Here is a 12,014-nt window from a genome sequence, read left to right as displayed (position 1 = left end):
CGGCCTGCGGGACGGGCGCGCCGTCCCACGGCTGGGCGGAGGCGACGGCGAACGCGGGCTGCCCGACGGCGGCGGGCACGGCCTGGGCGAACGCGGGCTGCTCGGCCGCGGGGAACTGCTGTTCCGCCACGGCGAACTGCTCCGCCACCGGGAACTGCTGCTCCTCCGCCGGGACCTGGCCCAGCTCGGCGCCCTGCTGCGCCACCGGGACGGCCTGGCCGACACCGGAGTCCGCGGCGTGCGGGAACGCGGGGGCGCCAGGATCGGCGGTCTCCGCCGTGGCGTACTGCTCCTCTGCGGCGACGGGTGCCTCGGCCGCCTCGGCAGGAGCGGGCGCCTCGGCCGCAACGGGTGCCTCAGCGGGCAGCGCGAAGGGAGCGGGGTCCTCGGACTGCGGTGCTTCTGTGGTCTGTGGTGCGGGTGCGACGGATGCGGCGCCCGCGACGGCCTCGGCGTCCGGGACCTCTGTGCCATCCGGGGCACCGGTGACGTCCGGGGCACCCGTGGCCACTGCGGCCTGCGGGACGACCGTTTCTGCTGGTGCGGGATACGCATCCTGCCCGGTCTGTTCCTGACCCTGGCCCGGCCCCTGGCCCTGCCCCTGCCTCAGCGGCGCCCACGGCGACCCGCCCTGCGGCGGGATCTCACCGAGCTGCGGACCGGGCAGCCCCGCGTCGTCCCGCGGGATGTCCAGGTACTCGGGCCCGGTCGTCGGCGGCCCCGCATGCCGGGCCGGCACGGCGTGCTGCGGTGCGGGCGCCACACCCGCGGGCCCCCGGTCGGCGAGCGAACGCACCGGGCTCCCCGAGCCGTCCGGCACGGCAGGACCCGAAGGACCCCGGTGCAGCGGACGACGGGCGGGGCCCGGATGGGAAGGAGCGGGCGTGCCGCCGGGCAGCCGGACGCCGTTCAGGTCGACGGAACCGCTGTCCCTGCCGGACGTCTCGTGCGGCCCCGGCTGATGGGCGGCGTGCGCGGCATGGGCTGCCTGACCGGCGTACCCGGCCTGCCCGACCGGCTGCTGACCCGCCGACTGCTGGCCCTGGACCGGCGCCACCAGCCCATCGCCCCACGCGCCCTGGGCGCCCGGCATCAGCAGCAGGTCGTCCTCATCGGCGGGGGGCAAGGAGATGGGGTCGGAGGGGTCGGCAGCGTCTACGAAGGTATACGCACCCGGAGCGGGACCGCCCGGCTGCTGCGCCCCCATGCCCTGCACGGGCCCGGAAGGCACACCACTGCCTGCGCCCTCCGGCAGCCCCTCACCCGGGACCTGGCCGGTGTCGGTCATGCGTAACCCCTCGCCCATCGGTTAGTGCTTCTTCGACCGCCCCTCGGCCTTCGGCCGGGGAGGTCCCATCGCCCGGAGCGGCGCACCAACCGCCCGTCATCCTCAACGAGCGTGTGCGCCGCGCGGCACGAACCGCGCACCGGACAACAGGCATTGTCCCTGTCGGTCCGCCACCGTGGCAGCTTGATCGGCCACGGCCCGCTGTGGACTGCGCCACGTTGCGCATCCTCCGGTCATGCCGTACCACACACCCCCCAAAAACGGGCGAGCTTTCCGGACATTGACCAACGAACTGCTGGGCACCCGGGTGCAGTACAACGATCGGCCAGCCTACCCCGCACCGCGCGCCGGCAGGGTCACGGGGAACGGTCGGGCAGCCGCCCCGAGAGCAGGAACACCACGGTCCGCTTCTCCTCCCGCCAAGCCCGTGTGTCGAGCTCCACGGATTGCAGGAGGGCGCATTCGACGGCGTATCCGTGCTCGCTCAGATCCCTGCCGATGAGTTCGGCGGCGTCGCGTGTCGCGGCGTGCGTCACGATGCGCTCCGGGCGGCGGTCGGCGACCGCGGAGACCACCGCGGCTCCCCCGCCCCCGACGCGTACGACATCGGGCTCGGGCAGGTCTTCGAGTACGTGCGGGGCGATGCCGTGCACGGTCTGCGCCTGGACGCCGAAGCGGCGCACCGCGGCCGTCGTGCGGCCGAGGGCGTCGGGGTCGCTGTCGACGGCGATCACCGCGGCGCCGAAGCGGGCCGCCTCCGCGGTGAAGGCGCCGCTGCCGCAGCCGATGTCCCAGACGAGGTCTCCCACGCGCGGGCCGAGGCGTGCCAGTTGCGCGGCCCGCAGCCGGTCGCTCTCCCCCTCGCCGAGCCAGATGTCCCCGCCGTACTCCGCGGCGGGCAGCGCCCAGCCGCGCGGGCCCGCGCCCGGTTCGCGGCCCATGATCCAGCCGGTGTCGGCGGCCGCGGCGGCGCCCCCGACGACGATGACGACGTTCGGGTCGCGCCAGGTGTGGTCGGCGGCCTTGTCGGAGGTGACGACGGAGACCTGCTCGCGTTCGGTGCCCAGCTCCTCGCAGATCACGAAGGTGCGGTGGACGCCCTGGAGCAGCAGCCCGAGTTCCGCCGGGCCCGCGCCGGGCGAGGTGAGGACGGCGACCTTGTTGTGGGCGCGGCAGACGTTCACGGCGCGGCGCAGGGTGCGGCGGTGGGCGACCACGATCTCGGCGTCGTCCCACGGCATGCCCGCGCGGGCGAAGGCCTGGGCGACGGAGGATACGGCGGGCACCACTTCGACTTCCAGGCCGAATTCCGGGGCGCGCAGGGTGCGTACGACACCGAAGAAGCCCGGGTCGCCGTCGGCGAGGACGACGGCGGTGCCGCGGTGGGCGGCGATGCGGCGGGCGGCGAGGCCCACGCTGCCGAGGCGGATCCTTTCGGCGCGGGCGGGCAGCTCGTCCAGCGCCAGGTGGTGGCCTGCGCCCGCCACGAGCGTGGCGGCGCTGAGCGCGGAGCGTGCCGCGGCGGTCAGCGGCGTGCCGTCCCAGCCGATCACCGTGACCCGGTCGGCCATCGTCGTCTGTCTCCTGGGTTCGTTCTCGCGGGTCGTCACTGCGGGGCGGCTGCCGCGCGGACGCGGTCGGGCACGCGGCCCGGGGCGAGCGTACCTGCTGGAACCGCTACTCAGTTCCAGTCGGAGTAGGCGGAGAATCCGCTGTCGGCGAGGCTCTCGGAGACGCCTTCGAGATCTTCGGGGAGCAGGCTCCACACGATGAGGTCGGTGCGCAGCTCCAGCCAGCCGCCGAAGGGGTCGCCGCCGTTCCTCGTGCGCGCTATCCAGGCGCCGCGCAGGACGCCCTCGCTGATGCAGCCGATCTTCTGCGCGACCTGCTGGGCGGCGGTGTTGTCGGCGGCGGTACGCAGCTCGATGCGTTCGAACTGCTGGTCGTGGAAGAGCCATTGGGCGGTGGCGAGCGCCGCCTCGGACGCGTACCCCTCGCCGCGGGCCCAGGGGGCGACGACGTAGTTCAGCTCGGTGGAGCGCACCCGCCAGTCGGTGCCCCGGAGTTGGATGATGCCGACAAGTCGCTGGGTGAGGAACTCGGTGACGGCGAGGACGATGCCGCGGCCCTCGGAGCGCTCGGCGGGGGCGAGGCGGTCGATCCAGTCGTGTGCGTCGGCCTCGGTGTAGGGCTGGGGGACGGAGGTCCAGGCCGTGACGAGCTCGTCGTTCATCATCTCCGCGTACGCGGGGACGTCCGCCTCTTCGAGAGGGCGCAGCACCAATCGCTCCGTGCTGATGGAGATGTCGGGGAACCCCGATGTGCCCGCTTTGCCCGAGGAGGCTGTAGTCATGCGCCGCTCCATACCCTTCATAGACCTGAAGGACCTTCACCTTTCGGTCTTCTGAAGTGCCCAGCATGCAGCATGCACGGGCGCAGACGCACCACGGGGTCCTCTCCGGGTGGCGGAGAGGACCCCGTTGGTGTCGCGCGCGCGGGAGGCCGTTCAGCCCGCCTCGACGGGCAGGACGGACCCCTTGTACTTGTCCTCGATGAACTTCTTCACCTCGGGCGACCGCAGCAGTTTCGCCAGCTTCTGGACCTGCGGGTCGTCCTGGTCGCCCTTCTTGACGGCGAGGACGTTGTTGTAGGGATTGCCCTTCGAGGACTCCAGAAGGATGGCGTCCTTCTTGGGGCTCAGCCGGGCGTCGAGCGCGTAGTTGTTGTTGATGACCGCCGCGTCGAGGTCGTCGAGCGAGCGCGGCAGCTGCGCCGGTTCGAGCGGCTTGACGGTGAGCTTCTTCGGGTTGGACGTGATGTCCTCGGGCGTCGCGGTTCCTCCGACGCCCTTCTTGAGCCCGATGATGCCCTGGGAGGCGAGCAGTTGGAGTGCCCGTCCCTCGTTGGTCGTGTCGTTCGGAACGCCGACGGTGGCCCCTTCGGGGAGCTTCGCGACGTCCTTGATCTCCTTCGCGTACACGCCCATCGGAGGCAGGTACACCTCGGTGACCGGCACCAGGTCCGTCTTCTTCGACTCGTTGAAGTCTTCGAGGTAGGGGGTGTGCTGGTACAGGTTGGCGTCGAGCGAGCCCTCCTGGAGCGCGGTGTTCGGCGTGACGTAGTCCGTGAACTCCGTGATCCGGAGGTCGAGCCCGGCCTTCTTCGCGAGGTTCTGCTGGATGTACGTGAGGACCTCGCCGGCCGGGGTCGGAGTGGCGCCGACCACGAGCTCGTCGTCGCTCCGGGCGTCCCCGCCGCACGCGGTGAGACCCAGCGCAAGGGCCAGGGTCCCTGCCGCGGCGGCGATGGCGGACGTACGCACGGTCAGAACGCCGCGACGACGGCGCCGTCGTACTTCTCGTCGATGAACTTCTTGACCTCGGGCGAGGTGAGGAGCTTGGCGAGCTTCTTCACGCGCGGGTCGTTCTCGTCGCCCTTCTTCACGGCGAGGAAGTTGCCGTAGGGGTTGCCCTTGGCGGGCTCGGCGACGATGGCGTCCTTGGCGGGGCTGAGCGCGGGCTTGGCCTCCAGGGCGTAGTTGCCGTTGATCACCGCGGCGTCGACATCGCTCAGGGTGCGGGGCACCGTGGGGGCTTCGAGCTCCTTGAACGTGATGTTCTTGGGGTTCTTGGCGATGTCCTTGGGGGTGGCCTCGTAGCCCACGCCCTTCTTGAGCTCGATGATGCCGTTGTCCGCGAGGAGCTTGAGCGCACGGGCCTCGTTGGTGGTGTCGTTCGGAATGGCGACGGTGGCGCCGTTCTTCAGCTCACCGAGCTTCTTGACCTTCTTGGAGTAGACGCCGAGCGGCTCCAGGTGAACCGTCGCTCCCGGGACGGGCACGATGTCGGTGCCGCGCTTCTTGTTGAAGTCGTCCAGGTACGGCTTGTGCTGGAAGTAGTTGGCGAAGACCTCGCCCTGCTCCACGGCCGTGTTCGGCGTGACGTAGTCGGTGAATTCCTTCACCTCGAGGTCGAGGCCTGCCTTCTTGGCGAGGTTCTTCTGGACGTAGTCCAGGATCTCGCCCTGCGGCATCGGCGTCGCGGCGACGATGAGCTTGCCGTCCTTGTCGGCGGCGGAGCCCTTGTCGGAGCCACAGGCGGAGAGCCCGAGGGTGAGGGCTCCGACGGCGAGGACAGCTGTGGTGATCTTGGCGGTGTTACGCACGAAAAGTGCCTTTCTCCATGGGTGGTGCAGCCCCGCGGGGTGCGCGGGGAAGTCCTGGTGACCGTTGCGTCAGCCGGTCTTGGTGACCGATTCGGCGGCGGCGGTGCCGGGCAGCACGCCCCGCAGCGGCCGGAACAGCAGCAGCGGGGCCGAGCCGCCGCCGCGCTTGTGCAGCCGACGGGCCGCGAAGTCGCCCGCGAACTGGATGATCGAGATGACCACGGCGAGGATCGCCACGGTGATCCACATCAGTTCGGTCTCGAAGCGCTGGTAGCCGTAGCGCAGGGCGAGGTCGCCCAGGCCGCCGCCGCCGACGGTGCCCGCCATGGCGGAGTAGCCGATGAGCGCGACGATCGTGGTGGTGGCGCCCGAGATCAGCGAGGGCAGCGACTCGGGGACGAGGACCTTGCGCACCACGGTCCAGGTGGAGCCGCCCATCGACTGCACGGCCTCGACGAGCCCGCCGTCGACCTCACGGATCGAGGTCTCCACCAGCCGCGCGAAGAACGGGATGGCGCCGACGGCCAGCGGCACGAGGGCGGCCTCGCGGCCGATCGTGGTACCGGTGATCCAGCGCGTGAAGCCCATCAGGGCGACCATGAGGATGATGAAGGGCATCGAGCGCGCGATGTTCACGATCTGCCCGATCACCTTGTTGAGGAAGGCGTTCTGCAGCAGCCCGCCGCGCTCGGTGAGGACGAGCAGGACACCGAGCGGCAGTCCGGCGACGACGGCTATCAGCGTCGACCAGCCCACCATGTAGAGGGTGTCCCAACAGGCCTGCTCCAGCAGGGGCTGCATCTCCGACCAGGTCACTTGGCACCTTCCTTGACCAGCAGCGTCGCGTCCTTCGGCGTGGGCGCGGGCTCTTCGCCCGCGATGTCGACCTGCAGGCCCTGCTCGCGCAGGAAGCCGATCGGGACGACGTTCTCCTCGAAGCGGCCGGGCAGCTCGATGCGCATGCGGCCGACCTGCTTGCCCGCGACGGTGTCCATCGCGGCGCCGAGGATCGAGATGTCGATGTTGTACGTGCGCGACAGCTGGGAGATGACCGGCTGGGTCGCGGCCTCCCCGTGGAAGGTCACGTCGACGACGGTGCGGTCGGCGCCGGTGGCGTCGCCGCTGACCGGGAAGAGCGCGGCGGCGAGCTCGGAGCCGGGGGTGGCGAGCAGCTCGTTGACGGTGCCGGACTCGATGATCTGGCCGCGCTCCATGAGGGCCGCGGAGTCGCAGACGCTCTTGACGACGTCCATCTCGTGCGTGATGAGCAGGACGGTCAGGCCGAGCTGCTGGTTGAGGTCGCGCAGGAGCTGGAGGATGGAGCGGGTGGTCTCGGGGTCGAGGGCGCTGGTCGCCTCGTCGGAGAGCAGCACCTTCGGGTCGCCGGCCAGGGCGCGGGCGATGCCGACGCGCTGCTTCTGGCCGCCGGAGAGCTGGGCCGGGTAGGACTTCGCCTTGTCGGCGAGGCCGACCAGGTCGAGGAGTTCGAGGGCCTTGCGGGAGCGCTCCTGGCCGGAGAGGCCGAGGATCTCGAGCGGCAGCTCGACATTGTCCTGCACGGTGCGCGAGGACAGCAGGTTGAAGTGCTGGAAGACCATGCCGATGCGGCTGCGGGCCCGGCGCAGTTCCTTGCCCGCGCGGGGGCCGCGTCCCGCCAGGGCGGTGAGGTCCTGGCCGGCGACGGTCACGGTGCCGGAGGTCGGGCGCTCCAGGAGGTTGACGCAGCGGATCAGGGAGGACTTGCCGGCGCCGGACTGGCCGATGACGCCGTACACCTCGCCCTCGCGGACGTGCAGGTCGACTCCGTCGAGGGCGGTTACTTCACGACCGCGTGAGCGGTAGACCTTGGTGAGGCCGGAAGTGGTGATCACAGGGGTTTCCGTCACTGTCGAGTGCGCGGCGCGGGGTGGCCGGGCACGGGGCATTCGTTCGGAACGCGGCACGGTTCTCGCGGTGGTGGTGCGGTGGAACCGGAGGACGTGTGCGCGGGGCAGGCTCGCTTCCTACGTCGACTTGTCGACTCCATCGAGTTCAACGGTTGCGTCGGTCAGGAGCGCGGCACAGCGGCTTCGCTTCGGGGCGCGAGGCTCTTCAGTGGTGCGGGGGCCCTCAGAAGGCGCACATTCGACACATACAACGAGCACCGGGCGTCGTGATCGCCTCGGTCGCAAGGGTGCGGCTGCTCGTCGTGGTCATGGGCCCAAGTAAAACACGCGTGTGGTCACTGTCCACCACCGCTGTCCGGTATACGGACAGCGGTGGGACGGCTCCGGACGCCCGGAACGGACGGTTCAGTCGGCGAGCACGATCTCCACGCCGCCCGCCGTGGCCTGCGCTGACACGGCGGAGAGGTCCTTGACGACGACGTCGGCGGAGAGCTCGGACGCCTGGTGGGTTGTGGTCAACGCCACGGTCTTCATCCCGGCGGCCCGGCCGGCCTGCAGACCCGCCGGGGCGTCCTCGAAGACGACGCAGCGGGCGGGGTCGACGCCGAGCTTGTCGGCGGCGAGGAGGAAGGGCTCGGGGTCGGGCTTGCCGCGCGTGATGTCGTCGGCGGCGATGACGAGGCCGGGGCGCAGGCCGACCTCGGCGAGCCGGGCCTCGCCCAGCGCGCGCGTCGCGGAGGTCACCACGGCCCAGCGGTCGGCGGGCAGGGATTCCAGGAGCTCGCGGGTGCCGGGCAGCAGGACGACGCCGCCGGCGACGTCGGAGACCTCGAGCTCCTCGATGCGGGCGACGGCCTCGGCGATCTTCTCCGGCGGCAGCAGATCGGCGGCGATCTCGGCGGCGGGCCGCCCGTGCAGCTCGACCCGGCCGAATTCCTCGGCGGTGATCCCGTACTCCTGCGCCCACCGCGACCAGCAGCGGTACACCGACTCCATGGAGGAGATGAGGGTGCCGTCGTTGTCGAACAGGAGCGCGTCAGCATGGATCTTCATGGTGGTCGAGCGTACGGGGCGTCCCCGTGGGACGCGCAATGGGCCGAGGCCCGCGCGCAGCGGGCCGAAGGCCCCGTAATAAAGTCACGGACATGCTTGTTGCCCTGACGATCGCGACCTCCGTGGCCGCGCTCGCCCTCGCCGCATGGTGCGGTTTCGCCGCGTACCGCGACCAGCCGACCAAGGACTGGCACTTCATCGGGATGGGCGTCGTGACCCTCCTGGCCGCCGTCCAGCTGATCGCCGGGATCGTGCAGCTCGCGCGCGGCGAGCACGCGGACCAGGGCACGACGATCTTCGTGGCGTATCTGATCGGCGCTTTCGCCTGCGTGCCCGCGGCGGGCTTCATGTCCCTCGCCGAGCGCAGCCGCTGGGGCTCCCTGACGGTCGCCGCGGGCGGCGTGGTCCTCGCCGTGCTCGAAGTGCGGCTCTACGACATCTGGGGAGGCTGAGGTGACGGTGAGCGAAGAGAGCGAGCCCCGTGGCACCCGCCAGAAGCTGATCACCGGCCCGGGCATCCTGCTGGTGTGGCTGTACGGCGTGATGGTGGTCGGCGCCGTGTCCCGCTCGGCCGTGCAGATCTCCACGGACTTCGACAAGGCGCCGCTCGCGTACTCGCTGTCGGCGCTCGCGGGCCTCGTCTACGGCTTCATCACGTACTCACTGGTGCGCGGCGGTAGCACGGCCCGCACGGCGGCGCTGGTCTGCTGCGCCGCCGAGCTGGTGGGCGTGCTCGGCGTGGGGACCTGGACGCTCGTGGAGCCGTCCGCCTTCCCGGACGCCACGGTGTGGTCCGACTTCGGGATGGGCTACCTCTTCATCCCGGTGATCCTGCCGGTCACCGCGATCTTCTGGCTGAACAAGGCGCGGCGGGCGTCCGCGGACTGAGCGGTTCGCCGCGCCCCTTTCGGTCCGCTAGGCGCTGGCCACGTACGTCCCCGCGACCGCCTCCTTGGCGAGCGTCACCACCGTGAGGCGGTCGTCCACGCGCCGGCTGCTCACCGCGGCGTACCCGTGCTTCCTGTAGAGCTGAAGGTTCTGCTCGCTGCGATGTCCCGAGAAGAGCTGGAAGCACTTGGCCGTGCCCGCGGCGCCGAGCCGCTGCTCGATCGCGTCGAGCAGCCTGCCGCCGAGGCCGTGCCGCTGCATCCTCGGGTGGACGATGAGCTTGCCGATCCTGGCCGTGCCGTCGGCGTCGACCGTGCCGCGCACGGAGGCCACCACCTCCCCGCCGAGCCGGGCCACCAGGACGGTGCCCGCGGCCAGCTCACCCCTGAGGGAGTCCAGGGACTGGGTCAGGGGTTCGATCGAGTAGTCGCCGTAGATCTCGGCCTCGCTCTGGTAGCAGAGGTACTGCAGTTTGAGGATCTGTTCGGCGGCGTCCTGGTCGTCCGCCGCCGCCACCGAGATGGTCACGCTCATGCCCATGTGTGCATGCCTCCCGCTCACCTGCTCCACCGGTTGTCTAACGCTCCATTCCCCACGGTGCAGGAGCCGCAACCTCCGCCGCCAGCATTCTGCGCAGGCATCCCAGGCATCGGGAACGTTCCGGCCCCAGACTCCCCTGTGACATTCCCAACTCCCCTGCGATTTCGCGGTAGGTGAGGTCCTTGGGAGACAGCAGTGCGGCCATGAGACCGGGGCAGCGCCCGGGCAGCCTGCGCACCGCGGCGTGCAGGGTGCGGTCCCGGTCGGCGGACAGGGCGCGCTCCTCGGGCCCGCACTCGGTGTCGTCGGCGGGCTCGGTCGCGTACGCCGCTTCCCGACGGCTGCTACGCCGGGTACGGCGCGCCTCGGACTGCACGGCGCCGCGCAGCCACAGCGCCGGGTCGGCCGGTGGCCCCTCGGACTGCAGGCGCTCCAGCAGGCGCAGCCAGACGGCCTGTTCGAGGTCGCCGGGGTCCGTGCCGGAGCCGAGCGCCTCCGCGGACGCCTCGGCGGCCAGCAGCGGGCGCAGGGTGGGGATGAGCGCGGGGATGAGGTCGTTCGTCATGCACGGCGGGACGCGGCCGCTCCGGTACGAGGTTTCCGGAGCGGCCGCCTCTCACCCCAAACGGGGCCGTGACCTCACCGGTTGACGAAGTCCGCGGCCGCGAGCAGGGCGGTGTCGCAGTTGTCGGAGAAGATCCCGTCGATGCCCGTCTCGAAGTACGCCTTGAAGGCGCCGAAGGCGTCGCCGTAGGCGTTCGGGTCGGTGCCCTTCCGGAAGTTCGCGGGCAGGAAGGTGTTCTCGTTGCGCATCGTGTACGGGTGCAGGATCAGGCCCGCCGCGTGTGCGTCCTTGACGAGCGTGGTCGGGGTGCCGAGGCTGCCGTCGGCCTTCCGCGGGATGACCAGGTCGAGGGTCGGGCCGATGCCCTGCGCGTAGCCCGCCATCCACCGCAGGCCCTCGGGCTTGATGAGGTCGGCGACGGTGCGCGGGTCGCCCGCCTCGACGAAGTCCCAGGGGCGCGAGTTCGCGGTGGACAGGAGCACGACGCGGGGTCCGGAGACCAGCTTGGCCAGGCGCTGGATGCTGCTGGGCTCGAAGGACTGCAGGAAGGTCGGCGAGTTCTTCTTGTGACGGCCGTAGCGGCGCAGGAGCTTCGCGAGGGGCTCCTCCAGGCCGAGGCCCAGCTTGCGGAAGTAGGTGGGGTGCTTGGTCTCGATGTGCAGCCAGATCGGCCTGCCGCGCTTGCGGCCCTCCTTCTCCGCCCACTTCAGGACCTCGTCGAGGGTGGGGACGTCCCAGCGGCCGTCGTAGAGGGTGTTGCGCTGGCGGGTGCCGGGGATGCGCTCCTTGGCGCGCAGCGTCTTCAGCTCGGCGAGCGTGAAGTCCTCGGTGAACCAGCCGGTGAGCGAGGTGCCGTCCACGGACTTGGTGGTCTTGCGGGACGCGAACTCGGGGTGCGCCGAGACGTCCGTCGTCGCGGTGATGTCGTTCTCGTGACGGCATACGAGATGGCCGTCCTTGGTCGGCACCACGTCCTGCTCGATGACGTGCGCGCCCATGTCGAGGGCGAGCTGGTACGAGCCCAGGGTGTGTTCCGGCCGATAGCCGCTGGTGCCCCGGTGCGCGACGACCGTCGGCACCGGCAGGGACTTGTATCCGCCATGTCCGCCGTGCCCGCCGCCGTGCCGCTCGTCGGCTCTCGCCACGCCGGGCAGTCCGACCGCGACGGTGCCGGCACCGAGGATCGCGGCCCCCAGTACCGCTCGACGCCCCCGGCTCGTCCCCGGCTGCTGCTGACCCGATTCCTGCGTCGCCATTGGCGCTCCTCCCGATGTCCCGCTGCTTTGCACCTGACAAAGCGGGACCGATCGTAGGTGGCCGGGAGTGACGTGTGGGAGACCCCTGAAGGAACGGCGGGATGACGCGGCGTGGCGAGTGGGCGCACCATGGAGGTGGCGGGCCGTGCTCGGCAGCCGCCACGCAGAGCGAAGTGCGTGCGTGACAAGGACCACTACTTCGGGCCACAGCGACCCCACCGGGATACGGTCGTCACACAGGCGACAACCTTGGGCAACACCGCACAGAATCAGGTCAACACTGCGTATCGAGTCCATGAACCCGATGTGCAAACGGCAGCGGCCCGCGAGTATCGTCCTCACCTGCACTTACTCGTCGTCGACCCGTTGACACC

12 protein-coding genes and 1 pseudogene are annotated in these 12,014 nt (G+C 70.9%); 2 read left to right on the top strand and 11 right to left on the bottom strand.

Features of this window, described 5'->3' with window-relative positions; all coding sequences use genetic code 11:
- From AOK03_RS16845 to AOK03_RS16810, 8 genes and pseudogenes are all read right to left on the bottom strand, one after another.
- Positions 1-1,288 (bottom strand): annotated as a pseudogene (locus AOK03_RS16845) (nicotinate-nucleotide--dimethylbenzimidazole phosphoribosyltransferase); the annotation flags it as partial.
- Positions 1,289-1,644: 356 nt separating this feature from the next.
- Entirely contained in the window at positions 1,645-2,859 is a 1,215-nt protein-coding gene (gene cbiE, locus AOK03_RS16840; RefSeq protein WP_055566085.1) for a precorrin-6y C5,15-methyltransferase (decarboxylating) subunit CbiE, read from the bottom strand.
- A 110-nt stretch (positions 2,860-2,969) separates the two neighbouring features.
- A complete protein-coding gene (locus tag AOK03_RS16835; RefSeq protein ID WP_055566084.1) occupies positions 2,970-3,653 on the bottom strand; it encodes a GNAT family N-acetyltransferase in 684 nt (227 codons plus the stop codon).
- A gap of 141 nt (positions 3,654-3,794) precedes the next feature.
- A complete protein-coding gene (locus AOK03_RS16830) occupies positions 3,795-4,610 on the bottom strand; it encodes a MetQ/NlpA family ABC transporter substrate-binding protein (protein ID WP_055566083.1) in 816 nt (271 codons plus the stop codon).
- Positions 4,611-4,612: 2 nt separating this feature from the next.
- Complete coding sequence (locus AOK03_RS16825; RefSeq protein WP_055566082.1) at positions 4,613-5,452, bottom strand: MetQ/NlpA family ABC transporter substrate-binding protein; 840 nt, start codon at positions 5,450-5,452, stop codon at positions 4,613-4,615.
- 69 nt (positions 5,453-5,521) lie between these two features.
- Positions 5,522-6,268, bottom strand: coding sequence for a methionine ABC transporter permease (locus AOK03_RS16820; protein WP_055566081.1), 747 nt, complete (start codon positions 6,266-6,268; stop codon positions 5,522-5,524).
- Complete coding sequence (locus AOK03_RS16815; protein ID WP_055566080.1) at positions 6,265-7,323, bottom strand: methionine ABC transporter ATP-binding protein; 1,059 nt, start codon at positions 7,321-7,323, stop codon at positions 6,265-6,267. Before AOK03_RS16815 ends, AOK03_RS16820 begins: the two co-directional genes overlap by 4 nt.
- A gap of 420 nt (positions 7,324-7,743) precedes the next feature.
- Entirely contained in the window at positions 7,744-8,391 is a 648-nt protein-coding gene (locus AOK03_RS16810; RefSeq protein WP_055566079.1) for an HAD family hydrolase, read from the bottom strand.
- 92 nt (positions 8,392-8,483) lie between these two features.
- Here AOK03_RS16810 and AOK03_RS16805 point away from each other — a divergent pair, with 92 nt between their 5' ends.
- On the top strand, positions 8,484-8,843 hold the full coding sequence (locus AOK03_RS16805; RefSeq protein ID WP_055566078.1) for a hypothetical protein: 360 nt from the start codon (positions 8,484-8,486) through the stop codon (positions 8,841-8,843).
- A 1-nt stretch (position 8,844) separates the two neighbouring features.
- A complete protein-coding gene (locus AOK03_RS16800) occupies positions 8,845-9,279 on the top strand; it encodes a hypothetical protein (RefSeq protein ID WP_055566077.1) in 435 nt (144 codons plus the stop codon).
- Between the two features lie 27 nt (positions 9,280-9,306).
- Here AOK03_RS16800 and AOK03_RS16795 read toward each other — a convergent pair whose 3' ends face one another.
- The 3 genes from AOK03_RS16795 to AOK03_RS16785 all read right to left on the bottom strand — a co-directional run bounded on the left by AOK03_RS16795 (position 9,307) and on the right by AOK03_RS16785 (position 11,640).
- Positions 9,307-9,819: a GNAT family N-acetyltransferase gene (locus AOK03_RS16795; protein ID WP_055566076.1), complete on the bottom strand. Its 513-nt coding sequence runs from the start codon at positions 9,817-9,819 to the stop codon at positions 9,307-9,309.
- Positions 9,820-9,856: 37 nt separating this feature from the next.
- Positions 9,857-10,384 carry a sigma-70 family RNA polymerase sigma factor gene (locus tag AOK03_RS16790; RefSeq protein WP_055566075.1) on the bottom strand — a complete coding sequence of 176 codons (528 nt, stop codon included), beginning with the start codon at positions 10,382-10,384 and terminating at the stop codon, positions 9,857-9,859.
- 74 nt (positions 10,385-10,458) lie between these two features.
- Entirely contained in the window at positions 10,459-11,640 is a 1,182-nt protein-coding gene (locus AOK03_RS16785) for a glycerophosphodiester phosphodiesterase (RefSeq protein WP_055566074.1), read from the bottom strand.
- Positions 11,641-12,014: the final 374 nt, after the last annotated feature.

It is taken from the genome of Streptomyces atriruber, from assembly GCF_001418325.1.
Classification (GTDB): Bacteria; Actinomycetota; Actinomycetes; order Streptomycetales; family Streptomycetaceae; genus Streptomyces; species Streptomyces atriruber.
This window is presented reverse-complemented; position numbering and strand designations above follow the sequence as displayed.

What these genes read in the sequence shown, in the direction of transcription:
- AOK03_RS16805 (WP_055566078.1), top strand. Translation starts at nt 8,484, where the DNA reads ATGCTTGTTGCCCTGACGATCGCGACCTCCGTGGCCGCGCTCGCCCTC.
- AOK03_RS16790 (WP_055566075.1), bottom strand. Translation starts at nt 10,384, where the DNA reads ATGACGAACGACCTCATCCCCGCGCTCATCCCCACCCTGCGCCCGCTG.
- AOK03_RS16835 (WP_055566084.1), bottom strand. Translation starts at nt 3,653, where the DNA reads ATGGAGCGGCGCATGACTACAGCCTCCTCGGGCAAAGCGGGCACATCG.
- AOK03_RS16795 (WP_055566076.1), bottom strand. Translation starts at nt 9,819, where the DNA reads ATGGGCATGAGCGTGACCATCTCGGTGGCGGCGGCGGACGACCAGGAC.
- cbiE (WP_055566085.1), bottom strand. Translation starts at nt 2,859, where the DNA reads ATGGCCGACCGGGTCACGGTGATCGGCTGGGACGGCACGCCGCTGACC.
- AOK03_RS16810 (WP_055566079.1), bottom strand. Translation starts at nt 8,391, where the DNA reads ATGAAGATCCATGCTGACGCGCTCCTGTTCGACAACGACGGCACCCTC.
- AOK03_RS16785 (WP_055566074.1), bottom strand. Translation starts at nt 11,640, where the DNA reads ATGGCGACGCAGGAATCGGGTCAGCAGCAGCCGGGGACGAGCCGGGGG.